At 71.1% G+C, this 23773-nt stretch carries 17 protein-coding genes; 8 read left to right on the top strand and 9 right to left on the bottom strand.

Translation table 11 applies throughout. The features are described 5' to 3' along the window. The first annotated feature begins 129 nt into the window (after positions 1-129). Positions 130-1164, top strand: a complete 1035-nt coding sequence (locus ACFWXC_RS06240) for an AI-2E family transporter (protein WP_384473874.1) — start codon at positions 130-132, stop codon at positions 1162-1164. On the opposite strand, the gene ACFWXC_RS06235 is transcribed toward ACFWXC_RS06240, so the two are convergent. Continuing rightward, a complete protein-coding gene (locus ACFWXC_RS06235; protein ID WP_384473871.1) occupies positions 1161-3287 on the bottom strand; it encodes a SpoIIE family protein phosphatase in 2127 nt (708 codons plus the stop codon). The two genes, ACFWXC_RS06240 and ACFWXC_RS06235, sit on opposite strands and share 4 nt — an antisense overlap. 239 nt (positions 3288-3526) lie before the next feature. Here ACFWXC_RS06235 and aspS point away from each other — a divergent pair, with 239 nt between their 5' ends. Together aspS and ACFWXC_RS06225 are read left to right on the top strand one after the other, a co-directional pair. Then, positions 3527-5290, top strand: a complete 1764-nt coding sequence (gene aspS, locus ACFWXC_RS06230; protein ID WP_384473868.1) for an aspartate--tRNA ligase — start codon at positions 3527-3529, stop codon at positions 5288-5290. A gap of 112 nt (positions 5291-5402) precedes the next feature. After that, positions 5403-6371 carry an intradiol ring-cleavage dioxygenase gene (locus ACFWXC_RS06225; RefSeq protein ID WP_384473865.1) on the top strand — a complete coding sequence of 323 codons (969 nt, stop codon included), beginning with the start codon at positions 5403-5405 and terminating at the stop codon, positions 6369-6371. 80 nt (positions 6372-6451) lie between these two features. Here the strand turns inward: ACFWXC_RS06225 and ACFWXC_RS06220 are convergent, their stop codons facing one another. Beyond that, the gene (locus ACFWXC_RS06220; protein ID WP_384473862.1) at positions 6452-6925 is read right to left on the bottom strand and encodes a hypothetical protein; all 474 of its coding nucleotides are present in this window, start codon (positions 6923-6925) and stop codon (positions 6452-6454) included. Positions 6926-7185: 260 nt separating this feature from the next. Here ACFWXC_RS06220 and ACFWXC_RS06215 point away from each other — a divergent pair, with 260 nt between their 5' ends. The 3 genes from ACFWXC_RS06215 to ACFWXC_RS06205 all read left to right on the top strand — a co-directional run bounded on the left by ACFWXC_RS06215 (position 7186) and on the right by ACFWXC_RS06205 (position 9935). Beyond that, positions 7186-8007, top strand: a complete 822-nt coding sequence (locus tag ACFWXC_RS06215) for a transposase (protein ID WP_384473859.1) — start codon at positions 7186-7188, stop codon at positions 8005-8007. Next, positions 7934-8371 (top strand): zinc ribbon domain-containing protein, encoded by a 438-nt coding sequence (locus tag ACFWXC_RS06210; protein ID WP_384473856.1) that lies wholly within the window; start codon positions 7934-7936, stop codon positions 8369-8371. Before ACFWXC_RS06215 ends, ACFWXC_RS06210 begins: the two co-directional genes overlap by 74 nt. 214 nt (positions 8372-8585) lie before the next feature. Beyond that, positions 8586-9935, top strand: coding sequence for a polysaccharide lyase family 1 protein (locus tag ACFWXC_RS06205; RefSeq protein WP_384473853.1), 1350 nt, complete (start codon positions 8586-8588; stop codon positions 9933-9935). 67 nt (positions 9936-10002) lie between these two features. Here ACFWXC_RS06205 and ACFWXC_RS06200 read toward each other — a convergent pair whose 3' ends face one another. From ACFWXC_RS06200 to ACFWXC_RS06190, 3 genes are all read right to left on the bottom strand, one after another. Further along, the gene (locus tag ACFWXC_RS06200) at positions 10003-11493 is read right to left on the bottom strand and encodes a polysaccharide pyruvyl transferase family protein (RefSeq protein ID WP_384473850.1); all 1491 of its coding nucleotides are present in this window, start codon (positions 11491-11493) and stop codon (positions 10003-10005) included. Positions 11494-11651: 158 nt separating this feature from the next. Continuing rightward, the gene (gene metG, locus ACFWXC_RS06195; RefSeq protein ID WP_384473847.1) at positions 11652-13385 is read right to left on the bottom strand and encodes a methionine--tRNA ligase; all 1734 of its coding nucleotides are present in this window, start codon (positions 13383-13385) and stop codon (positions 11652-11654) included. Between the two features lie 125 nt (positions 13386-13510). After that, positions 13511-15451 (bottom strand): VWA domain-containing protein, encoded by a 1941-nt coding sequence (locus ACFWXC_RS06190; RefSeq protein ID WP_384473844.1) that lies wholly within the window; start codon positions 15449-15451, stop codon positions 13511-13513. 254 nt (positions 15452-15705) lie between these two features. Here ACFWXC_RS06190 and ACFWXC_RS06185 point away from each other — a divergent pair, with 254 nt between their 5' ends. Further along, positions 15706-17784 carry a PhoX family protein gene (locus ACFWXC_RS06185; RefSeq protein ID WP_384473841.1) on the top strand — a complete coding sequence of 693 codons (2079 nt, stop codon included), beginning with the start codon at positions 15706-15708 and terminating at the stop codon, positions 17782-17784. 21 nt (positions 17785-17805) lie between these two features. On the opposite strand, the gene ACFWXC_RS06180 is transcribed toward ACFWXC_RS06185, so the two are convergent. From ACFWXC_RS06180 to ACFWXC_RS06170, 3 genes are all read right to left on the bottom strand, one after another. Then, positions 17806-19788, bottom strand: a complete 1983-nt coding sequence (locus tag ACFWXC_RS06180; RefSeq protein ID WP_384473838.1) for an FUSC family protein — start codon at positions 19786-19788, stop codon at positions 17806-17808. A 7-nt stretch (positions 19789-19795) separates the two neighbouring features. Next, positions 19796-20791, bottom strand: coding sequence for an endonuclease/exonuclease/phosphatase family protein (locus tag ACFWXC_RS06175; protein ID WP_384473835.1), 996 nt, complete (start codon positions 20789-20791; stop codon positions 19796-19798). Between the two features lie 139 nt (positions 20792-20930). Further along, positions 20931-21719, bottom strand: a complete 789-nt coding sequence (locus ACFWXC_RS06170; protein ID WP_384473832.1) for an alpha/beta fold hydrolase — start codon at positions 21717-21719, stop codon at positions 20931-20933. A gap of 80 nt (positions 21720-21799) precedes the next feature. Here ACFWXC_RS06170 and ACFWXC_RS06165 point away from each other — a divergent pair, with 80 nt between their 5' ends. Then, on the top strand, positions 21800-23152 hold the full coding sequence (locus ACFWXC_RS06165) for a PLP-dependent aminotransferase family protein (RefSeq protein WP_384473829.1): 1353 nt from the start codon (positions 21800-21802) through the stop codon (positions 23150-23152). Here the strand turns inward: ACFWXC_RS06165 and ACFWXC_RS06160 are convergent. Beyond that, positions 23131-23718: an HAD family acid phosphatase gene (locus tag ACFWXC_RS06160; protein WP_384473826.1), complete on the bottom strand. Its 588-nt coding sequence runs from the start codon at positions 23716-23718 to the stop codon at positions 23131-23133. The two genes, ACFWXC_RS06165 and ACFWXC_RS06160, sit on opposite strands and share 22 nt — an antisense overlap. Between the last annotated feature and the right edge of the window lie 55 nt (positions 23719-23773).

Genomic DNA, 23773 nt, shown 5'->3' with positions numbered 1-23773 from the left:
TTCGACCTCGCTTTCTCATCAACCGAGTCGGGTGGTGGGTGGGCAGTGGTGGGGGTCGGTGGGGGTCGGGTCACTCGGCAGGGGGTGTACGGCAGGGCGTCGGGTGGGCTCGCGTGGTGCGCTGGACGCGTGTCCCTGTTGCCCGAGGCCGTGCGCCGGTTCGCTGCCTGGTGTGCCGTTCTGCTGCTGGCCGCCGGCGTCGGCTGGGTCGGCATCCGGCTCTGCTCGGAGTTCCGCACCGCGGTGACCCCCGTACTGCTCGCCCTCCTCGGCACCGCCCTGCTCGGGCCCCTGTACCGGCGGCTCGTCACGGCCGGCGTGCAGCGCTCCCTCGCCGCCGGCCTCACCTGCGTCGCCGTCGTGGCCGTCGTCGGCGGGGCCGTGTACATCGTCGTCGCCGCGCTCATCGACACCGGCGGACAGATCACCTCGTCCCTCAAGAACGCCGCGAAGTCGCTCGCCCAGCACTTCGGCGCCGCCGGGACCTCGCTCGACGACCTCGTCGACAACGCCAAGGAGCTGCTCGGCAAGTTCGGCGCGACGGCTGCCTCCAACGTCATCAGCGGCGTGAGTGTGGTCGGCGAGGGCATCGCCATGGCCGTACTGGCGTTGCTGCTGGTCTTCTTCTTTCTCCGTGACTCGCATCTCGTCGTCGAGTCCATCCGGGGCGTGGCGCCCGGCGGCAGCGCCGACCTGCTGGAGGCCATGGCCCGTCGTGCCTTCGAGCGCATCGAGGGGTTCATGCGCGGCACCACCGTCATCGCGTTCATCGACGCCGTCTGCATCACCGTCGGCCTGCTGATCCTCCGGGTGCCGGGCGCCGTGGGACTCGGCGCGCTGGTCCTCGTCGGCGCCTACATCCCCTACCTCGGCGCCTTCATCTCCGGCGCCGTCGCCGTCCTGGTCGCCCTCGCCGACCGGGGCTTCGTCATCGCGCTGTGGGTGCTCGGTGTCGTACTCGCCGTGCAGGTGCTGGAGGGGCATGTGCTGCAGCCCATGATCCAGAGCCGGACCGTGCAGATGCACCCGGCGGTGGTGATGGTGACGATCACCGCGGGGGCCTCCGTCGCCGGGATCCTGGGCATGCTGCTCGCCGTACCGCTCACCGCGGCCGCCTTCGGGGTCGTACACGAGCTACGAGCGCGGTACGCGACCACCTCCTAGTCCCCGTCGCCCTCGAGCCCCTCGGATCCCTCGTAGAGCTCGAACCAGATGCTCTTGCCCTCCCCGCGCGGCTCGACGCCCCAGGCCTCCGCCAGGAGCTCGATCAGGACCAGGCCGCGGCCGGAGGAGGCCAGCTCCCCGGGGCGGCGCTTGTGCGGGAGGTCGTCGCCGGCGTCCGTGACCTCGACGCGCAGCCGGCGCTCCGGGGCCTGGCCGCCGACCTCGGCGAGCAGCAGCGCGTCCGCGTCGGTGTGCACCAGCACGTTCGTGAGCATCTCGGAGACGAGCAGCACCGCCGAGTCGACCTGGTCGGGCGAGTCCCAGTCGTGCAGCAGCTCGCGCAGGTGCTGGCGGGCCTCGGCGATCCGCTCGGGCTCGGCCTGGGCCACCGACAGCAGGGTGCGGCGGACCCGGGGCCGTACGGCGAGGGTCCCGTCGCCGTGCACGGCGCCCGGCCGGGACAGCAGCAGGACCGCGATGTCGTCCTCGCGGCGGTCGGCCAGCGGTCCGGTGGTGTGGTGCGAGGAGGGGCCGTGTACGGCCTGGACCAGGGCGTCGGCCAGTTTCTCCAGGTCGCTGTCCTGGTCCTCCATGATCGCCCGGACCCGCTGCCAGCCGCTTTCCATGTCGTGGCCGCCGGTCTCGATCAGACCGTCGGTGCAGATCATCATGATCTCGCCGGGTTCCAGGGTGAACCGTGTGGTCGGGTAGTCCGCGTCGGGGTCGATGCCGAGCGGCAGCCCGCCCGCCGTCGGCCGCCGCAGCACCGTGCCGTCGGTCATCCGGATCGTCGGGTCGAGATGCCCCGCGCGGGCGATCTCCAGCACCCCGGTCGCCGGGTCCGCCTCGACGTACAGGCAGGTCGCGAAGCGGAGGTCGGTGGTCTCCTCGTCGTAGGTGACCCCGTGCAGGAAACGGGAGGCCCGGGAGAGGACCGCGTCCGGGCGGTGGCCCTCGGAGGCGTAGGCGCGCAGCGCGATCCGGAGCTGGCCCATGATGCCCGCGGCCCGTACGTCATGCCCCTGGACGTCACCGATGACCAGCGCGAACCGGCCGGACGGCAGCGGGATCATGTCGTACCAGTCGCCGCCCACCTGGAGTCCGCCGCCGGTCGGGATGTAGCGGGCGGCCACGTCCATGCCGGGTATCTCGGGGCCGAGCGTCGGCAGCATGGAGCGCTGGAGGCCGTCGGTCAGCTCCCGCTCCGAGTCGGCGATCCCGGCCCGGGACAGGGCCTGCGCCAGCATGCGGGCCACCGTGGTGAGCACGGACCGCTCGTCGGGGGTGAACGACACCTGGTAGGTGAAGCCTGCCATCCAGGCGCCCATGGTCCGTCCGGCCACCGTCAGCGGCAGGAAGGCCCAGGACTGCCGGCCGAAGCGCTCGGCCAGCGGCCAGGTCACCGGGTAGCGGGACTTGTACTGCTCGGCGGAGGAGAGGTAGACCGCCCGGCCGGTCCGTGCCACCTCGGCCGCCGGATAGTCCGTCTCCAGCGGCATGCTGGTGAAGGGGCTGTCCTCGTCGATCTGCTGGCCGTGGTGGCCGATCATCATCAGCCGGTCGCCCTTGACCCCGAAGACGACCAGCCCGTCCGGGGAGAAACCGGGCATCGACAGGCCCCCGGCGACCCGCAGCACCTCCTCGGTGGACCGCGCCTCGGCCAGCGCACGGCCCGCGTCCAGCAGGAACGCCTCCCGGGAGCGCCGCCAGTCACCGGTGACCGGATGCTGCACGGCGCTGCCGGGGGACGGCTCGGAGACCTCCTGAATGGTGCCCGTCACCCGGTAGACGCGCTCCTCGGAGTCGTACACCGGCCGGAAGCGGCTGCGGACGGTACGGATCAGCCGGCCCCGCTCGTCCATGACCCGCAGCCGTACCTCGCCGAGCGTGCCCTCGGTGGCGGCCAGCCGGGTGATGCTGGTGTTCTCGTTCCAGTCCACGGGGTGGAAACGGGACCGGACCAGGGCCTCCGACAGGAGGGACGGTTCGGCCGGCAGCCCGATGAGCCGCGCCGCCTCCGCATCCGCGGTGACCAGCCCGGTGGCCGTGTCCCAGTGCCACAGCCCGGTCGCGAGGGCGGCGAGGACGTCCTCCACGGCTGGCAGGGGCTCGCCAGTTCGCATTGCCCCACTTTAAGAAGATGAGATCGAAGAGTGCCACTGTTTCGCACCGAGATTAGTGGGACCGAGACCATCGCCCCCCGGCTGGGGCCGGCCATCGCCTTGCCCCGCCCCCTGCCTGCGATTAATGGTGGGGAGGCGATCTTTGGGTGGCCGGTACCCTTGATGGGTCCGGGCACCATGGCTCGGTGCCGGTCGAGGAGAGCACCTCGGCAGACCACAAAGAAGAGGAACACCCGACGATGCATCGGTACAGGTCCCACACCTGCGGCCAGCTCCGCGCCTCTGACGTCGGCACCGACGTCCGGCTGAGCGGCTGGCTGCACAATCGGCGCGACCTGGGCGGCATCCTCTTCATCGATCTGCGCGACCACTACGGCATCACGCAGCTCGTCGCCCGCCCCGGCACCCCGGCGTACGAGGCCCTGGACAAGCTCTCCAAGGAATCCACCGTCCGGGTCGACGGCCGCGTTGTTTCACGTGGAACCGAGAACATCAACTCCGACCTGCCCACCGGCGAGGTCGAGGTCGAGGTCGGCGAGGTCGAGCTGCTCGGCGCGGCCGCCCCGCTGCCGTTCACGATCAACACCGAGGACGGGGTCAACGAGGAGCGGCGCCTGGAGTACCGCTTCCTGGACCTGCGCCGCGAGCGCATGCACCGCAACATCATGCTGCGTACGGCCGTGATCTCGGCCATCCGCCACAAGATGGTCGCCCTCGGCTTCAACGAGATGGCCACCCCGATCCTCACCGCGACCTCCCCCGAGGGCGCCCGTGACTTCGTGGTGCCGTCCCGTCTGAACCCGGGCAAGTTCTACGCCCTGCCGCAGGCCCCGCAGCAGTTCAAGCAGCTGCTGATGATCTCCGGCTTCGACCGCTACTTCCAGATCGCGCCCTGCTTCCGCGACGAGGACGCCCGCGCGGACCGCTCGCCCGGCGAGTTCTACCAGCTCGACGTCGAGATGAGCTTCGTCGAGCAGGAGGACGTCTTCCGCCCGATCGAGCAGCTGATGACCGAGCTGTTCACGGAGTTCGGCGGCGGCCACGAGGTCACCTCGCCGTTCCCGCGGATCCCGTTCCGCGAGGCGATGCTGAAGTACGGCTCCGACAAGCCGGACCTGCGCGCCCAGCTGGAGCTGGTCGACATCACCGACATCTTCGAGGGCTCGGAGTTCAAGGCCTTCGCCGGCAAGCACGTCCGGGCGCTGCCGGTGCCGGCGGTCCAGGACCAGCCCCGCAAGTTCTTCGACCAGCTCGGCGACTACGCCGTCTCGCAGGGCGCCAAGGGCCTGGCCTGGGTGCGTGTCGCCGAGGACGGCTCCCTCTCCGGCCCGATCGCCAAGTTCCTCACCGAGGAGAACGTCGCCGAGCTGACCAAGCGGCTCCAGCTGGCCGCCGGTCACGCCGTCTTCTTCGGCGCGGGCGAGTTCGACGAGGTCTCCAAGATCATGGGCGCGGTCCGGGTCGAGGCCGCCAAGCGCGCCGGGCACTTCGAGGAGAACGTCTTCCGGTTCTGCTGGATCGTCGACTTCCCGATGTTCGAGAAGGACGAGGAGACCGGCAGGATCGACTTCTCGCACAACCCGTTCTCGATGCCCCAGGGCGGCATGGAGGCCCTGGAGACCCAGGACCCGCTGGACATCCTGGCCTGGCAGTACGACATCGTCTGCAACGGCGTCGAGCTGTCCTCCGGCGCGATCCGGAACCACGAGCCGGACATCATGCTCAAGGCGTTCGGCATCGCCGGCTACGACGAGGAGACCGTCGAGCGCGAGTTCGCCGGCATGCTGCGCGCGCTGCGCTTCGGCGCCCCGCCGCACGGTGGCATCGCCCCGGGCGTGGACCGCATCGTGATGCTCCTCGCCGACGAGCCCAACATCCGCGAGACCATCGCCTTCCCGCTCAACGGCAACGCCCAGGACCTGATGATGGGCGCGCCGACCGAGCTGGAGGAGACCCGGCTGCGCGAGCTGCACCTGACCATCCGGAAGCCGCAGCCGAAGTAGCGAGCCGGCCTGAGAGGGCCAACGTCGATTTCCAGCCCCCTTGCGCACGAGAATGCGCAAGGGGGCTGTTTTCCAAGGTCTTTGACAGGCTCCACACCTAGCTTCCAGCGGCATGACAGACAACCAACAGTCTCCGGAGTCCCAAAAGACCGACGGAGCAACAGAACTGACGCGCCGTAAGGTCGTCGTGGCGGGCACGGGCGCCGTCGCCGCGGTGGGCCTGGGCGGAGCCTTCGCGGCGAACGCCGTGGCCGGGGAGAGAAAACCGGCGGGGCCGGCGCGGCCGGCTCCGCTCGACGACTGCTACCAACTCACCTCGGAGGCCGTGGAGGGCCCCTACTACATCGACGCGGACAAGATCCGCCGGAACGTCACCGAGGACCGTCCGGGCATCCCGCTGACCCTCGCCCTACGGGTGATCGACTCCGAGACCTGCCGCCCGGTGCGCGACGCGGCGGTCGACATCTGGCACTGCGACGCGATCGGCGTCTACTCGGGCTACGAGGAGCAGGGCAACGGCGGCGGCGGAGGCGGCGGCCCGGCCCCGACGGGTTCGCCCACCGGCACCCCGACCGCCGTACCCACCGGCCCGCCGCCCGGCGGTGGAACCCCCGGCGGCCACCAGGACCCCACCGACGACAAGCGCTACCTGCGCGGCACCTGGCGCACCGACCGCCACGGCCGTGTCACCTTCAAGACCGTCTTCCCCGGCTGGTACCGGGGCCGCTGCGTCCACATCCACGTCAAGGTGCACGTCGACGGCGAGTGGACCGACGCCGGCTACGAGGGCGGGCACACCTGCCACACCGGCCAGTTCTTCTTCGAGGAAGAGGCCGTCATCGCCACCACGACGCTCGACCCGTACGTCACCAACATCGCCGAGCGCACCACCCTGACCGAGGACACGATCTACGACCAGTCCGGCACCCAGGGCGGCCTGCTGAAGCTCCGCTACCGCAGGAACGACATCGCCCGGGGCGTCCAGGGCTCGATCACCATGTCCGTCGACCGGGACGCGACGAACGACGGCGAGGGCGGCGGCCCGCCCCCCTCGGCGTCCCCGTCGGCGTCGGCCTCCTGACCTCCGCACACGCCGATCTCCGCACACGCGGACGAGGGCGCCCGGGACCGACGCGGTCCCGGACGCCCTCACCTGCCGCCTCAGGTGTCGTACCGGCCGTCCCAGGGCTCGCCGAAGCCCAGGCGGTCCGGGTACAGCTCGGCCCACGGGCCGTCCTCGTCCTCCTTGGCCACCAGGCCGAACAGCACGCCGTCGACGGTGAGCCGGAACGGGCGGATCGCTATGTCCGTGTAGGTGCGCCGGGGCAGGCTGCGCAGCATGGTCGCCAGCCGGGCCCGGGCCCGGGACAGCACCGAGTCCGTTCCGTTCGGGTCGCGCCGCTGCTCGGCCCAGCTGCCCGCGCACCAGATCTGCGAGTCGCGGTAGCGGCCCTCGGAGTCGAAGAGATGGAGCACCGAGTAGAGCCGTTTCTGCTCCTCCCAGCCCTCGTCGAGCCGGAACCCCTCGGGGAACGCGTACGTGACCGACGCCAGGAACTGTCCGTCGGAATAGCGGCCGATCGCCTCGGTACGGCCGTGCGGCTCATAGGCGATCGGGATGAGCTCAGGGGTCATGGCGAAACCATACGGATGTGTCGGGGACATGCAGGGGCCGGGGCCTCACCCCGCCCAAACATTCACTTGATTCTGCCGAGGATGCCACGGCGTTCTCGCAGCAGAGCACCCGCCTCCTGCTTCGACTGCGGCGCCGAGCTTCCGCGTGACCGCCCGGCAGAGCCGCGAATGCGAACAACCGCTCCATTCGTCGCCGGTTGTAGTGATCGCCGGCATGAATCACGGTCGTGTGTGCGGTGGTCGCACTACGGTCCGATGTCATGAGGCTGGTGGTGCAGGTAAAGCTGCTGCCGACGCCCGGACAGGCGTCGGCCCTAGAGGCGACTCTGCGTGCCTGCAACCGGGCCGCCACCTACGCGTCCAAGGTCGCCGTCGCGAAGGGCCTCAAGGACCGCAACGGTCTACAGAGGGAGGTGTACACGGATCTGAAGGCGATGTTCGGGCTGTCGGCGCAGCCAGCGGTGCGGACGGTGAAGAAGGTCGTCGACGCCTACACGGTCCTGAAGGCCAATTCCCGGGCTGGGAGCCTGGGGTCGCCCACCTCGAAGCGGTACCGCAGGGCCGTCGGCGCTCCTGTCGTGTTCCGTCCGGAGGCGGCCCAACCGTTCGACGACCGCTGCCTGTCCTGGCAGTACGACGCGCGCACTGTCTCCATCTGGACCGTGGACGGGCGGACGAAGGGCATTCGGTTCTCCTGCTCGCCGGATCAGCTCAAGATGCTCGTAGCGCACCGCAGGGGCGAGAGCGATCTTGTCCGGCGCGGAGGCAAGTGGTTCCTGATCGCGACCTGCGAGCTGCCCGACCCAGAGGTGTACGAGCCGGTCGACTGGATCGGGGTGGACCGGGGCGTCGTGAATCTGGCTACGACCAGCGACGGCACCAACTACCAGGGGCGTCGGCTGGGCCGTTATCGGCGTTGGCAGGCCCGTAAGCGCGCCGAACTCCAGCGGAAGCAGACCCGATCGGCCACTCGTCGCCTCGCCCGCCGTGCGGGCAAGGAGAAGCGGCATGCCACCCAGGTTAACCATCGGATCAGCAAGGAGATTGTGCTTGACGCTGGGGGTACCTCCCACGCCGTTTAGGCAGTGGGGGAGCACCGGTCGTGGGATCGCCGTCGAAGAGCTCGGCGGGATCCGCGAGCGGGTACGGCTTCGTCGCGACCAGCGGGGCATCCTCTCCTCCTGGCCCTTCCACCAGCTCGGAGAGCACTTCGCCTACAAGGCCAGGAGGGCCGGGGTGCCCTTCCTCGAGGTGGATGCTGCTTACACCTCGCAGCGCTGTCCGCGCTGTGGGCATACCGAGCGGGCCAACCGGCCAGGCCGGGACCACTTTTGCTGTCGTCGGTGCGGGCTCGCTGGCCCGGCCGATGTCGTCGCCGGGATAAACGTGCGCGATCGCGCCCGCTCGGCGTGGGTGTTCGTCACCGCACCCGCACCCTCTCCCTGACAGCTGCCAGGGGCTGGGTGGATGCGACCCGTGACCGTCCCGTCGTAGGGGGCAGTCGGGAGCGCGACGAGGTGTGAACGACCGAGTGCACCTTCTCGGCTGTTCACGGCCGAGAAGGTGACGGCAACTTTTTCGATCTCCGTGACCACAGAGGAGTGAGGCCCGCTCCGGCGGGCCCGTCCCCAGCACTTCGGACGTATGTAAGGACTCCCTCGTGGCCTCTGTCTCTCACCGTCGGTCTCTCCGTACGCGACGTGCCCTCGTCGTCTCCGCCGCCGTCGTGGCCGCCGGTGTCGGTGCCGGTGTGCTCGTGCTGGGCGCGAACGCGTCCGGCGCCGACCTCTACCACCAGACGCTCGCCGCCAAGGACGGCTGGGCGTCCTCCGGTTCCGGTACGACCGGCGGTGCGAAGGCCGACTCCGCGCACACCTTCACCGTCTCGACCCGCGCCCAGCTGGTGAAGGCGCTGGGGTCGGCGTCCGGCACCACCCCGCGCGTCATCAAGGTCAAGGGCACCATCGACGCCAACACCGACGACTCCGGCAAGAAGCTGACCTGCGCCGACTACGCGGCGGGGACGGGGTATGCGCTGGCCTCCTACCTGAAGGCCTTCGATCCGGCGACGTACGGCCGTGCCGAGCTGCCCTCCGGGACGCAGGAGAAGGCGCGGGCCGCCGCCCAGGCCAAGCAGGCGAAGAACATCGTCTTCCGGGTGCCGGCCAACACGTCGATCGTCGGCGTGCCCGGCACCAAGGCCGGCATCACCGGCGGCATGCTCCAGATCCAGAGCGTCGACAACGTCATCGTCCGCAACCTGACCTTCTCCGACACCGAGGACTGCTTCCCGCAGTGGGACCCGACCGACGGCGACGACGGCAACTGGAACTCCGCGTACGACGCGGTCACCCTGCGCGGCGCCACCCATGTCTGGGCGGACCACAACACGTTCAGCGACGCCGGGCACTTCGACAGCACCAACCCGGAGTACTACGGCCGTGAGTACCAGGTCCACGACGGTGAACTCGACATCACCAAGAGCTCGGACCTGGTGACCGTGGAGCAGAACCGGTTCACCAGCCACGACAAGACGATGCTGATCGGCAGCAGCGACAGCGAGCCCGGCGGCAAGCTGCGCGTCACCCTGCACCACAACGTCTGGAAGGGCATCGTCCAGCGCGCCCCGCTGACCCGCGTCGGCCAGGTGCACCTCTACAACAACTACTACGACGTGACGACCCTCAACGGGTACGCGCTGCAGTACAGCATCAACTCCCGCGCCAAGGCCCAGGTCGTGGCCCAGAACAACTACTGGACCGTGCCGAGCTCCATCAAGACCTCCAAGCTCCTCAGCGGCGACGGCACCGGCTCGGTCGCGGGCAGCGGCAACCTCGTCAACGGCACGACGACCGACCTCGTCGCCGCCTACAACGCGGCGAACTCCAAGAAGATCAAGACGACGGTCAACTGGACCCCGACCCTGACGGCGGGCCTGGAGACGAGTGCGAAGAATCTGCCGACGGAGCTGGCGAAGACGGCGGGGGCCGGGGTGCTCACCGGGAGCTGAGAAGCGTGCGGCCCCCGGATCCGTGCGGAGGATCCGGGGGTCGGTGTACGGGTGGGTGGGGCGGTGGTCAGTCCTTGTGGGGCTGGGGCTTCGGGCGGTGCATCCGGCGGCGCAGGGCCGGGCCCAGGCGGACCAGGAGGCGCTTGTCGATGCCGGCGACCTGGCGTTGCACTGTGGAGAGCTGCTTGGTGGCGGCCTTCAGTTCCTTGCGGAGGGCGTCGAGCTGGCGGGTGGTCTCGGAGGCGCGCTTCTCGGCGGTGGTCAGCCGGGAGCGCAGCTCCCTGTTCTCCTTGGCGTGCTGCGCGGCCCTGGTGTCGGCCGAGGTGATCCGCTCCCGGAGCCGGCTGATCCGGTACCGCATCTGGCCGTCGTCGCCGCCGTCCCAGACCGGCATCGACGCGGGCAGGTCGAGGGCGGCCAGCCGGGCGTCGAAGGCGGCGCCGCCGTCGCCGTGGGTGTAGGTGTTCGGCAGGTCGTTGCGGTCGAGGAAGGCGATGATGCGCTCGAAGCGCTCACCGTGTCCCTTGAGCATCGCGGAGAAGTCGGCGTCCTCGTACAGCTCCCGCGGGTCGGTGCCGGCGTCCAGTTCGGTGAGCGACCGGTGCGGGATGTCGAAGTAGCGGCACAGTTCGAGGGTGCGCGAGTCGTGGGTGAGGACGACGCTCGGGGTGCCGGCCAGCAGGGCGGCGACATTGCCGTGGATACGGGTGCCGTACGCGAAGTCGTAGCCGCGCAGTTCGTCGATCCAGGTGGCCGGGTCCAGCGGCATGCGGACCTTGTTCTCCTGGAGCAGGGCGTGGCTGAGCTGGAGCGGGAAGGGGTCCGTGTGCCCGGACTCCGGCGAGGTGTCGCCCCACATCAGCATTTCCGCGTCGACGGTGTTCTGCGCGTAGTAGGTGAGGTGCGGGTAGCGCTCCCACGCGTGCCGGGCGATGCCCGCTATGTCGCCGACGGGTATCGCGTCCGGGGAGAGGTTCAGGGCGATGCGCGAGGCGGCGGTCAGCTCCGTGGCCCGGATCTCCGGGAAGGTGTCGCCGTACAGGAACATCGACGGGCAGCCGATGATGTCGACGTCGTGGAAGCCGAGGCCCTTGAGGTAGTCCGAGGTCAGCTCGCCGCGTACGCCGATGGAGGCGGAGCGGTCCAGGACGGCGCGGGCGAAGCGGCGGACCGAGTCCTCCATGGGCTTCAGCCAGCCCGTGTCGTAGTCCGCGGGGGCCTGGGCGCCGACGCCGAACACCACGACAGGGATGGTGAGTTGCTCGATCAGCGCCGTGAGCCGGTCCAGGGAGGCGTGGAAGGCCGGGCGGAAGGCGTTGGCGAGCGGGATGACGAAGGCGTCGTACTGGTCGTTGATCTCCGCCGCCCGGCGGGCCGAGGGGTCGGTGCGGATGCCGTTGGACGTCACCTCGGTGTCCGGGGTGGTCAGCATCTTGTGGGCCGAGTCGCTGAAGAGCAGGTTTCCGGTATTTGTCCCGATCAGGTCCTGGTGGACGAACTCCGCCGGAGTGGCGACACGGAACGGGCTCTTCCCGGAACGGATCAGGATGCGTTTCACGAACGGCACACTATCCCGGAGGTAAACGTGAGGTGAAGGAGCAGTAAGAGTCTGATAGGTCTCTTTCCTGGGACTTACCTCACGCCGAAGGCCCGGCGGGAGGGGGTCCTCCCGCCGGGCCTTCGGTGGTGTGTGTGGTGCGGTGGTGGGTGCGGGGCCTACTCGGCGGTCGTGCCGCCGAAGCGCTCCTTGTACGTCTCCAGGTCCTCGTCCGTGAGCTTGGCGAAGAGGACCGGGGGGACCGTGAAGGGGGTGCCGGCGGGGACGGCGGTCAGGGACTTCGCCTCGGCGGCGGTGACCCAGGTGGCACGCTTTTGATCAGACACAGTGTCGGCGAGGGCGAACGCCTCGCGCATGATCTTCGTCGTGGCCGGGATGAAGGGTTCCGAGACCACCGAGTAGAGGTGGATCAGGTTCATCGCCGTGCGCAGGGTCAGGGCCGCGCCGTCCTTGTCCGTCTTGATCTCCAGCCAGGGGGCCTTCTCCTCCAGGTAGGAGTTGCCGGCCGACCAGAGGGCGCGGAGGGCCGCCGCGGCCTTGCGGAACTGGAGGGACTCCATCTGCGACTCGTACTCGGCGAGGAGGGCCGAGATCTCCTCGCCCAGCTTCGCCTCCGCCTCGCCGGGCTCGCCGCCGGCCGGGACCTCCTCGCCGAAGCGCTTCTTGGAGAAGGACAGGACGCGGTTGACGAAGTTGCCGAGGGTGTCGGCGAGGTCCTTGTTCACCGTGGCCGTGAAGTGCTCCCAGGTGAAGGACGAGTCGTCCGACTCGGGGGCGTTGGCGATCAGGAAGTAGCGCCAGTAGTCGGCGGGGAGGATCGCCAGGGCCTGGTCGGTGAAGACGCCGCGCTTCTGCGAGGTGGAGAACTTGCCGCCGTAGTACGTCAGCCAGTTGAAGGCCTTGACGTAGTCGACCTTCTTCCACGGCTCGCGCACGCCGAGTTCGGTGGCGGGGAACATCACCGTGTGGAAGGGGACGTTGTCCTTCGCCATGAACTCCGTGTAGCGGACGTCGTTGTCGACGTCGTACCACCAGGACTTCCAGTCCCGGGTGGCCGGGTCCTGGTCGGCCCACTCCTTCGTCGCGCCGATGTACTCGATCGGGGCGTCGAACCAGACGTAGAAGACCTTGCCCTCCGCCGCCAGTTCCGGCCAGGTGTCGGCCGGGACCGGGACGCCCCAGTCCAGGTCACGGGTGATCGCCCGGTCGTGCAGGCCCTCGGTCAGCCACTTGTGGGCGATCGAGGAGGCCAGCTGCGGCCACTCCTTGTCGTGCTTCGAGACCCACTCGCGGACCTCGTTCTCCAGCTTGGACTGGAGGAGGAAGAGGTGCTTGGTCTCGCGGATCTCCAGGTCCGTGGAGCCGGAGATCGCCGAGCGCGGGTTGATCAGGTCGGTCGGGTCCAGCACGCGGGTGCAGTTCTCGCACTGGTCGCCGCGGGCCTTGTCGTAGCCGCAGTGCGGGCAGGTGCCCTCGACATAGCGGTCCGGGAGGAAGCGGCCGTCGACCGGGGAGTACACCTGGCGGATGGACCGCTCCTCGATGAAGCCGTTCTCGTGGAGCTTGCGGGCGAAGTGCTGGGTGATCTCGCGGTTCTCGGGGCTGGAGCTGCGGCCGAAGTAGTCGAACGCGAGTGCGAAGCCGTCGTAGACCGCCTTCTGCGCGTCGTGCGCCTGGGCGCAGAACTCGTCGACCGGGAGGCCCTGCTCCTTCGCCGCGAGCTCGGCGGGGGTGCCGTGCTCGTCCGTCGCGCAGATGTAGAGGACGTCGTGGCCGCGCTGGCGGAGGTACCGGGAGTACACGTCCGCCGGGAGCATGGACCCCACCATGTTGCCCAGGTGCTTGATCCCGTTGATGTACGGAAGGGCGCTGGTGATGAGGTGTCGAGCCATCGGGGGCTGCTCCCAGGTCGGATTCGTTGCTGGTTTTGCGAACCTTGAAATCGTAGCCGACATGTGTATGCCGCCCGCCTCCCGTTTTACGGGGTGAGAGGCGGGCGGCACGGGAGGGGCAGGTGCTACGGGCGCCAGTCGATCAGGACGCCGTCGTAGAGCTCCGCGTCCGTGAGTTCCAGGGGCGTCGGGCCCGCGTGGAAGAAGGCCGTGTTGGCGGTCTTCAGCTTGCGGAGGTAGTCGAAGGCCTTGTTCTCGTGCTCGCCGAACGCGACGAAGGAGAAGAACACCGAGGGGTGGGACTTCGCGGCGTCGGTGAGGGACTGGGTGGCGGGGGTCTTGGCGTCGGGGGCGCCGTCGGTCTGGAAGATGACGAGGGCGGGGGCGGCCGGGGTGGCGTCCTTGTCGTGGTGCTTGTCGTAGTGCGCGAGTACGGCTTCGACGGCGGCGTGGTAGCTGGTACGGCCCATGCGGCCGAGGCCGGCGTGTGCGTCGTCGATCGCGTTCTCGGGGGCGGCCGGGGTGAGGTCGGTGGTGCCGTCGACCTCGGTGGAGAAGAAGACCACGTGGACGGTGGGGGTGTCCGCGGCCGGGGTGAGGTGGGTGGCGAGGGCGAGGGTCTGGTCGGCGAGGGCCGCGGCGGAGCCGTCCTTGTAGTACGCGCGCATGCTCGCGGAGCGGTCGAGGACGAGGTAGGTGGCGGCGTGGGTGCCGGTGAGGCCGGCCTTGGCGAGGGCGGTCGCCGCGGCGTCGTTGTCGGCGACGGCCTCGGCTTCGCCTTCGGCGGGGTCGTTCCCGCCCGCACCACCCGTGACAGTTTCGTTGTCGGGTGCGAGTGGCCCCTGCGGGGCGGATGCGCCGTCGGCGGCCGCGGCGGGTTCCGGGGCGTCGGCCGGAGCGGCCTCGGCGGGATCCGGGGTGCCGGTCGGAGCGGCTTCGGGGGTGGGCTCCGTGAGTGTTTCGGCGGCCGGCTCGGCGGACGTTTCGGCAGCCGGTTCGGGGGCGGTGTTCGTCTCGGCGGCCGGTTCCGGTGTCGTGGTCTCGGCGGCCGCCGGTGCGGGCTCGTCCTCGGCCTTCTCGGCCGGGGTGCTCTCGGGCTCGGTGGCGACGGCGGGCTCCGCCTCCGCGACCGGCTCGGGCTCGACCTCCGGCTCGGGTTCGGGCGACGGCTCGGCCACCGCCTCGGCGGCGGGCTCCGGCGTCGGCTCGATCACGGCCTCCGGCTCGGCCTCGGCCTTGACCTCGGCCTGCGGCGCCGACTCGACAGCCGCCTCGGCCTCCGGCTCAGCCGTTACTTCGGCCACGGGCTCAACCTCGGCCTCAACCTCGGCTTCGGTCTCCGCCACCGGCTCCGCAGTCACTTCAGCCGCGGTCTCGGTCTCGGCCTTCGCCTCAGCCACCGGCGCGGCCTCGACCTCAGGCTCAGCCACCGTCTCCGCTTCGGCCTCGACCGCCGCTTCAGCCTGCGCCTCGCCCTTGGCCTCCGCTTCGGCCTCGACCTCTGCCTGGGCCGGTGCCTCAGCCTCGGCCACGGCCTCCGGCTCGACCTCGGCCACGGCCTCCGGCTCAGCCGGCGCCTCCGGCTCGACCTCGGTCACAGTCTCCGGCTCGGCCGATGCCTCCGGCTCAACCTCGGCCACGGCCTCCGGCTCAGCTGGCGCCTCCGCCTCGACCTCGACCTCGGTCACAGTCTCCGGCTCGGCCGGCGCCTTCGGCTTGACCTCGGTCACGGCTTCCGCCGGGGCCTCCGCCTTCGCCGAAGCCTCTGGCGACGCCTGCGCCGGTGCCTCCCCCCGAACCTCGAGTTCCGGTTCGATGGTTCGTGATGCCTGCTTCGGGACGGTCACGTTGTCGAAAGCCGCCGTTACGAGATCGTGCTCGTCGGTGTCCCCGGGGCGGGGTTCCGGGACCACCGTCGAGGTGGCCGGTTCTGGTGCTTCCTGCTTCGGCGCCGGTGCCGCTGCCGGCGTCGGCTGCGAAGGGAGCTGGTCTGCACCCTCTGCCTCGGCGGGGCGCGGCTTTCGCGACCGGCCGAATGCGTTCCGCAGGAGAGTGAGAATGCCCATGTGCGCAACCCTTCGCGTGAGTTGATACCCGTCAATCGCTGGCCAGGACGGACACGTAAGGTTAGCGGCCCCAGGTTGCGATCTTGGGGAGGGTCGATGACTCCTGTCGGGCGTACGGCGGTCGAGTTCCGGCCCACTCTCAACTCCCCTCCGGTTCCCCTTAGTTCATTCTTCGTTCATTCGGTGGCTGTTCGCGTGCACAACCCCGCCCCTAAGGTCACGTTCACGCCAAGAGATCGCAAGGGGAGAGTAAAGTGCGCAAGCTGCTGCCGATCGTCGACACGCCCGATGCCGCGCATCCTGGTGGGCGCTCCGCCCTCACCTGCCGGTTCCGGTGTGGTGACGCCTGTTTCCACGAGGTGCCCAACACCAGCGCGAACGCCTACGTCGGCGATGTCATCGCCGGTGCCCTCAGCCGCCGCAACGCCATGCGGGCCGCCGCCGTGGTCTCCGTCGCCGCCGCGGCCGGGGGCGCCGGTGTCGCGCGGGCCCGGCCCGCTGCCGCCGTACCGCAGGGAGTTTCCGAAGGGACCTTCGCATCGGCCTCCGCGTCCGGCGCGCGCGGGCTGCGGTTCCGAGCCGTCGCTCCCGGCAATGCCGACACGGTGACCGTCCCGGACGGCTACGCCCAGAACGTCGTCATCCGCTGGGGCGAGCCCATCCTGCGCGGCGCGCCCGCCTTCGACCCGGACAAACAGACCGCCGCCGCCCAGGCCGGCCAGTTCGGGTACAACAACGACTTCCTCGCGCTGCTGCCGGTGCCCGGCGAGCGGGGCAGGCAGCTGCTCGTCGCCAACCACGAGTACACCGACGAGGTGCTGATGTTCCGCGGCTACGACGCCGCCAACCCCACCCGTGAGCAGGCGGAGGTCGCCTGGGCGGCCCACGGGCTGTCCGCGGTCGTGGTCGAGGAGGACCGCAGGAGCGGGAAGCTCACCGCCGTACCCCGGCACCACCTCAACCGGCGGGTCACCGCCACCACCGAGTTCCGGCTGACCGGGCCCGCCGCGGGCAGCGACCTGCTGAAGACCTCCGCCGACCCGACGGGCAGGAAGGTGCTGGGCACCCTCAACAACTGCTCCGGCGGCACCACCCCGTGGGGCACCACCCTCCACGGCGAGGAGAACTTCAACCAGTACTTCGCCAACAGCGGCCGGGCGACGGACAAGCGGTACGGAATCGGGACGGGGGCGACCGAGCGGAAGTGGGAGCGGTTCGACTCCCGGTTCGACGTCGCCAAGGAGCCGAACGAGGTGCACCGCTTCGGATACGTCGTCGAGTTCGACCCGTACGATCCCTCGTCCACGCCCCGCAAGCACACCGCGCTCGGGCGGGTGAAGCACGAGGGCGCGACCGTGCGGCTCACCGACGACGGGCGGCCGGTCGTCTACACCGGGGACGACGAGCGGTTCGACTACTTCTACAAGTTCGTCGGCAGCAAGCGGATGCGGCACGGCAAGGGGCGTTCCGTGCGCGAGCACAATCTCTCCCTGCTCGACGAGGGGACGCTGTACGTCGCCAGGCTCACCGGTGACTCGCCCGCCATCGAGATCGACGGCACGGGGAAGCTGCCGGGCGACGGGGAGTTCGACGGGAGCGGGGAGTGGATTCCGCTGGTGACCGCGACCGCGAAGGGGGCGGTGTCGCATGTGGCGGGGATGAGCGTCGAGGAGGTGCTCGTCTTCACCCGGCTCGCCGGGGACAAGGTCGGCGCGACCAAGATGGACCGGCCCGAGGACATCGAGCCGAACCCGCACTCCGGCAAGGTGTACGTCGCCCTCACCAACAACACCAGCCGCGGTCTGGCCGGCAACGCCCCCGCCGACGAGGCCAACCCCCGCAACGCCAACAAGCACGGGCACGTCCTGGAGCTGACCGAGCGCTGGAACCGGGCCGACAGCACCCGGTTCGCCTGGTCGCTGTTCCTGGTCGCCGGTGATCCGGAGGACCCCGCGACCTACTTCGCGGGTTTCCCGAAGGACGACGTCAGCCCGATCTCCTGCCCGGACAACGTCGCCTTCGACCCGCACGGCAACCTGTGGATCTCGACGGACGGCGCCCAGCTCGGTTACCACGACGGCTTGTTCGGCGTGGCCACGCGGGGCGACCGGCGCGGTGAGCTGAAGCAGTTCCTGACCATGCCGGTCGGCGCCGAGACCTGCGGTCCGCTGGTGCAGGACCGGCGGGTGCTGGTGGCCGTGCAGCACCCGGGCGAGATCACCGGTGCGACGGTGGAGAGCCCCGCGAGCACCTGGCCGGACGGGCCCGGCAAGATCGTGCGGCCGGCCGTCGTCGCCGTGTGGCGCAAGGACGGCTGCGACATCGGCGTGTGAGAGAAGGACCGAGAGAGGCGCTCAGTGCGGGGACGCGATCGCCCGTGCCGCCGCCACCTCCTGGCGCAGGGGTTCCAGGACGCTGCCCGGTGGGCCCGTGAGGTCCGTGCGGACCGCGATCAGGGTGTCCGACTCGCGGACACCCTCCGCCAACTCGCGTAGCTGCAGGGCGATCTGGTCCACCTCGGCCCGGGGCGGGGGCGGTGCTCCGTGCCGTACCCGCACCCGGGCCGCCGTCGTCGCGTCGACGATCCGTTCCACGGCGACGACGAGCGGCCACCAGGCGGCGGCGCGGCGGCCGGTGGGCGGCGGCTCGGTCAGGGCGCGCTGGAACTCCGTACGGACGGTGGACAGGTCGCGGTAGAGGCGGCGGCGCATCCGGGCGCGGGCGGCCGGGTCCGCGCCCTCCTTGAAGGCCAGGTCGACATAGTCCGCGGTGTCCGCCACCGCGTCCGCGAGACGGTCGCCGACCCGGGTGCCCCAGCTCTCCGGCCAGAGCAGATACCCGGCGACGAGCGCGATGGCGCAGCCCATCAGGGAGTCCAGGAGGCGGGGCAGGAGCAGGCCGGTGCCCTGGTGGTTCAGCACGTCGGACAGGAGCAGGATCACCGGGGTGACCGCGGCGGTCTGGAAGCCGTAGCCCCGGGGGGTGAGGGCGGGGATCAGCGGCGCCAGGAGCAGCATCACCGGGATGTCCGACCAGCCGCGCGGGACCAGGGTGAGGACCGTCGCCGCCACCACCAGGCCCACCACCGTGCCCAGCGCGCGCAGCAGTGCCCGGGAGAACACCGAGCCGAAGTCGGGCTTGAGGACGAAGGTGATGGTGAGCGCGACCCAGTAGGAGCGCGGGACCGGGACCAGGGACACCAGTGCCTGCGCGATGCCGATGCACAGGGCGAGGCGGATGCCGTAGCGCCAGGAGTTGGCGGACAGCACGACGTTGCGGGCGGCCCGGGCGGTGCGGATGCCCAGGGCGGCGGGGCGGCCGAGGCGGTCGTCGATGCCATGGGGGTCCCCCCGCGCGAGCGAAGCCGAGCGTGGGGGAGGGTCGACGTCGGGGGTGGTGGCGACGTCGGCGACGTGCCGCAGGGCGTGGTCGACGGCCCGGGCGGTCTCGCTCTGCGGCTCGGGGAGGTCGAGTTCCGTCGGGCCGGTGTAGTCGGCGTCGATGGCGTCGGCGATCTGGTGGACCGCCGCGGGGATCTCGGGCGGCAGCGGCTTTCCGGCGAGCCGGGCGGCGGGGGCGGCCTCCACCACCGGGGTGATCGCGTTCAGCTGGGCCAGCATGCGGGTGAGGTCCCGGCTGCGGCCGCGGTACCGGGCGCGCCGGGCCAGGACCAGGTCGTACGACTGGTTCAGCGACTGGGTGACGGTGTGCCGGGCACGGTCGTACTCCTCGGCGTCGGACGTGCCGATGGCCGTGAGCTGGTCGGCGACCGTGCGGTAGGTGGCGGCGACCGCCGAGCGTTCCGGTACGCCCGAGCGCAGCGGCCAGGCCAGCAGGGCGAGCAGCAGGACCAGCAGGCCGCCGCCGGTCATCAGGACGGGCGTCAGCCACCAGGCGCCGGGCAGCGGCAGGCCCGCGCCGATCACGGAGTTGAGCAGCAGGAGGAGGCCGGAGACGGAGGAGACCGCGCCGATCGTCGAGATCATCCCGGAGATCAGCGCGATGCCGGTGATGACGACGACCGTCAGCCAGCCCTGGCCGTAGACCAGCGCGCCGACGGTGACACCGACGGCGCCGAAGAGCTGCGGGACCGCGATGTTGAGGATCCGCATCCGGTAGGCGTCGGCGGTGTCGCCGATGACCCCGGACAGGGCGCCCATGGAGGCGAGCGCGCCGTACGCGGGCTGTCCGACGATGAGCCCGACGGTGAGCGGGAGGGCCATGCCGAGGGCGGCGCGGGCGAGGGCGGGCCAGTTGAGGGGTGGGGCCTGCTGGGGCCGGAGGTTCCTTACCAGCCAGTCGGGAGGGGTGAGGCCGATCGGGAACTCGCGGGACATGCGCCCATTATCGGTGCGGTTGCCGGTGAAGTGTGATGTCCACGATGAGGGCGCGGTGGTCGGTGTCGGACAGCCGCAGGAAGCGGGCGCCGGTCGCCGAGAAGTCCCGGGAGACCAGGACATGGTCGATCTGGGCGCCGAACACGGCGGCGGTGGGGGCGGGCCAGCTGGCGGTACGGCCGGCGCCGCCGAGCCGGGCGCCGTCCCGCAGCCGGCCGGCGCCGAGGATGCGGCGGAAGGCCGCGTGGTCCTGGGAGGCGTTGAAGTCGCCGGCGAGGACGGTCGGGGTCGTGGTGTCGGCGGCGGCGAAGTCGCGGAGGCGGCCCAGCTCGCGGCGCCAGAGGGCGACCTGGCCGGGGAGCGGGGGCATGGGGTGGGCGAGCTGGAGGCGTACGGCGTGACCGTCGACGTCGGCGACGGCGCCGGGCATGCCCATCGTGCCGGGGACGCCGTCGGTGGCGCGGAGCGGGAAGCGGGACAGCAGGAGCGAGCCGGTCGAGCCGCCGGCGACGACAGCCGTGCGGTAGGGGTAGCCGGGCTCCTTCTCCAGCGTGGCCTGGCAGGTGTACTCGCACTCCTCCACGAAGACGATGTCCGGCCTCTGGCGGCGGATCTGCGGGACGAGGGAGGGGGTTCCGGCGCCGAACTCGACGTTCGAGGTGAGGACGCGGAAGGTGGCGAGCGGGGTGCCTGCGGGTTCGGCGCCGCTGCCGTGCGGCTCGATGAACCAGCCGAGCGCGAGGAGCAGGGCGGCGCCCCAGACCAGGCCGGGCCACCAGCGGGTGAGCAGGGTGAGCAGCAGCCCGAGCAGGGTGGGGACCAGCAGCCAGGGGAGGAAGGCGAGGAGCTGGGGGACGGGGGTGACGGCGTCGGTGTCGGCGGCACGGCAGGCGACGACGAGGGTCACGCCGAGGAGGATCAGGGCGGCTGTGTAGGCGCCGAGTCGCCGGGTGCGGAGTGGCCGGGCGCCGTTTCGGGGGCTGCCGCCCCCGGACCCCCGCATCGGCCTGAACGGCCTCGTCCTCAAACGCCGGACGGGCTGACATCTGTGGTTGTGGCTGTCGCTGTCGCTGTGGCTGAGTGCGAGCGCCGTTGCCCTCGGGCTCCGGGCGGGCTGACTCGGGTGCGTCACGTGACCGACGTTACGATCCTCCGTCCACCCGCGCCAGGAACTCCCCCAGCGCCCGGTTGAACTCCTCGGGGCGTTCCAGGTTCGGGAGGTGGGCCGCCGCGTCGATGATCCGGAGGGTGGCGTCGGGGAGGAGGGCGTGCATGGCCTCGGCGTCGGAGACGGGGGTGTACGCGTCGTCGGTGCCGACCACCACCAGCGCCGGGACCGTGACCTTCGTCAGCAGGGGGCGGTAGTCGGGGCGTTCGGCCCGGCCGCGCAGGGCCGCCGCCGCGCCCTCGGGGTCGGTGGCCGTCATCATGCGGTGGACGTGGGCCTTCACCTCCGGACGGGCGTAGGGCGCGACCATCTTCTCCAGGACCTCGTCGGCGTAGCCCCGCATGCCCTCGCGGAGCAGGCGGTCGGCCATGGCGTTGCGGGTCCGCCTGCCCTGTGGTGTCTCCGGGTCGGGGAACGTGTCCGCGAGGACCAGGCCCCGTACGCGGTCGGTGCCGAAGCGGCCGTAGCACTCCATGGCGATCTGGCCGCCCATCGACAGGCCCACGAGAACGCAGGTCTCCACCTTCAGCGCGTCGAGGAGGTCCTCCAGGTCCGCCGCGAAGCGGGAGAGCGGGGTGACGCCGGGAGTGACCGGGGAAGCCCCGTAGCCGCGCAGGTCGGGGGCGATGACCCGGCGGGAGGGGGCGAAGGCGGTGCGCTGGGGGTGCCACATCGTGCGGTCGAAGGGGTGGCCGTGGATCAGGAGCAAGGGGGTGCGCGAGGTTTGGGGGTCAATGTCGTCGTATGCGAGGAAGGGGGGCATGTGGACGACCCTAGGTGCCGCCAACTTCTCGGTGCAATAAGATCTTTGCCCTCGGTGCAATGTGGGCAGGGGGACGGGGCGTGGACGACTTTCGGGGGATCGCCGACCGGATCGCGCTGGACATCGCGCGGGGGCGGTTGCGGACCGGGCAACGCCTGCCTCCGCAACGGGCGTTCGCGCGCCGGCACGGGATCGCCGCCTCGACCGCCGGGCGGGTGTACGCCGAACTGGTGCGGCGCGGGCTGGTGGTGGGCGAGGTCGGGCGCGGCACCTTCGTCCGGGCCACCGAGGTCACCCCGCAGGGGCGGGCGCTGGTCGAGGACGGCACCGCTCGCGTGAATCTGGAGCTCAACTACCCCTCCGTGCAAGGGCAGTCGGAACTGCTGGCCCCCGCCCTCGCCCCCCTGCTGCGGCCCGACGCGCTCGGCGACGCGCTGCGCACCGGCGCCGCCGACGGCACCCCGCGGGCCCGGGAGGCCGTCGCCGCGCTGCTCGCCAGTGGCGACTGGCGGCCCGAACCCGGCCGCGTCCTCTTCACCGGCAACGCCCGGCAGGCCGTCGCCGCCACCCTGGCCTCGCTGGTCCGGCCGGGCGGCCGGGTCGGGGTCGAGCCGCTGACGTATCCGCTGGTCAAGGAGGTCGCGGCCCGGCTCTCCGTCACGCTCGTCCCGGTGGAGACGGACGAGCAGGGGCCTGTCGTCGAGTCCGTGCGCGCCGCGCACCGGTCCGCCCCGCTCTCCGCCCTCTACCTCCAGCCGACCCTGCACAACCCGACGTCCCTGACCGTGCCGACCGAGCGACGGCTCCAACTGGCCCGTTGTGTCGGTGACTTGGCGCTGCCGGTCGTGGAGGACCGGGTCTGGTCGTTTCTGGGCACCGGCCCCGAGCCGCCGCTCGCCGCGCTCGCGCCCGGCCTCGTCCATGTCGTCGACTCGCTCTCCAAGCGGGTCGCGCCCGGCCTCACCGTCGGGTTCGTCGTCGTACCGCAGGACCGGGTGGACGCGGTGGCGGCGGCCGTACGGTCCGGGGGGTGGGGGCCGGGGGCGTTCGCGCTGGAGGCGGCCGTGCGGTGGATCGCGGACGGGACCGTGGCGCGGCTGGTCGCGGCCAAGCGGGCGCAGGCCGGGCGGCGGCAGGGGCTCGTCCGCGAGCTGCTCGGCGGGTTCACCGTACGGGCCGATCCGTGCGGGTACTTCGCCTGGTGGGAGCTGCCCGCGCCCTGGCGGGCGGACGGCTTCACGGCGGCCGCGGCGGCGCACGGGATCGGCATCACACCCGGCACCGCCTTCCGCGTCGACCCGAAACGGACCCCGGACGCGGTACGCCTCGGGCTCGCCTCGGCGGGCGAGCCCGAGCTGGTGGGGGCGCTGCGCACGCTCGCGGAACTCGCGGCGCACCGCCCCCCGGGGCGTCAGTCCAGCAGGCCGTCGTAGTCGGGGAGCTTGTACGTCGTGTCGGCGTAACCGCCCGACAGGTCCGTGGTGTTGTTGCCGATGTTGGCGACGATGTCGTAGCCGTTCGCCTCGATCGCCTTGCGCTGCGAGGTCTTGAAGTCCGCGATGGACTCGGTCAGCAGCTGTGCGACCGTCCGCGCGTAGAGGCCGTCCACGGGGTAACCGACCGAGGTCAGGTTGGACTTGGTCACCACGTTGAACAGGTTGCTGCGGGCGCTGACGAAGAACACGCTGACGCCCTTGGCGTGCGCGTCCTGGGCGAGGGCGAGCACCGGCGGGGTGGCGGGGACGGTGATGCCGCCCTCGAAGTAGGTCTCCAGCGAGGTGTTGTCGATGTCGAGGACGATCGCGAGCCTGGCGCCGGAGGTGTTGGCGGCGGCACGGGAGTCGATGTAGCTCTGCGCGGGGCCGGTGACGGCGGCGACGTCGGACAGCCACTGGGCCTCGGTGACGTCGGCGGCCTGCGCCGGCAGGGCGGCGGCGATCGACAGGGCGAGGCCGGCACCGAGGGCGACGGTGGCACGGCGCGCGGTGAGACGGATCATCGGGTGGGGGCTCCTCAGCTCACGTCGGCCGCCGGTGTTCCGTACCGGTGGCCGT

Source organism: Streptomyces sp. NPDC058683 (assembly GCF_042716195.1).
In the GTDB taxonomy this organism is placed as follows: Bacteria; Actinomycetota; Actinomycetes; order Streptomycetales; family Streptomycetaceae; genus Streptomyces.
Note: the sequence above shows the minus strand (reverse complement) of the source record. Positions and strands in the feature narration are given on the sequence as shown.

Excerpts from the sequence above, each read along its gene's own strand:
- ACFWXC_RS06235 (WP_384473871.1), bottom strand. The coding sequence starts at position 3,287 with ATGCGAACTGGCGAGCCCCTGCCAGCCGTGGAGGACGTCCTCGCCGCC.
- aspS (WP_384473868.1), top strand. The coding sequence starts at position 3,527 with ATGCATCGGTACAGGTCCCACACCTGCGGCCAGCTCCGCGCCTCTGAC.
- ACFWXC_RS06225 (WP_384473865.1), top strand. The coding sequence starts at position 5,403 with ATGACAGACAACCAACAGTCTCCGGAGTCCCAAAAGACCGACGGAGCA.
- ACFWXC_RS06220 (WP_384473862.1), bottom strand. The coding sequence starts at position 6,925 with ATGACCCCTGAGCTCATCCCGATCGCCTATGAGCCGCACGGCCGTACC.
- ACFWXC_RS06215 (WP_384473859.1), top strand. The coding sequence starts at position 7,186 with ATGAGGCTGGTGGTGCAGGTAAAGCTGCTGCCGACGCCCGGACAGGCG.
- ACFWXC_RS06210 (WP_384473856.1), top strand. The coding sequence starts at position 7,934 with ATGCCACCCAGGTTAACCATCGGATCAGCAAGGAGATTGTGCTTGACG.
- metG (WP_384473847.1), bottom strand. The coding sequence starts at position 13,385 with ATGGCTCGACACCTCATCACCAGCGCCCTTCCGTACATCAACGGGATC.
- ACFWXC_RS06190 (WP_384473844.1), bottom strand. The coding sequence starts at position 15,451 with ATGGGCATTCTCACTCTCCTGCGGAACGCATTCGGCCGGTCGCGAAAG.
- ACFWXC_RS06180 (WP_384473838.1), bottom strand. The coding sequence starts at position 19,788 with ATGTCCCGCGAGTTCCCGATCGGCCTCACCCCTCCCGACTGGCTGGTA.
- ACFWXC_RS06175 (WP_384473835.1), bottom strand. The coding sequence starts at position 20,791 with ATGCGGGGGTCCGGGGGCGGCAGCCCCCGAAACGGCGCCCGGCCACTC.
- ACFWXC_RS06170 (WP_384473832.1), bottom strand. The coding sequence starts at position 21,719 with ATGCCCCCCTTCCTCGCATACGACGACATTGACCCCCAAACCTCGCGC.
- ACFWXC_RS06160 (WP_384473826.1), bottom strand. The coding sequence starts at position 23,718 with ATGATCCGTCTCACCGCGCGCCGTGCCACCGTCGCCCTCGGTGCCGGC.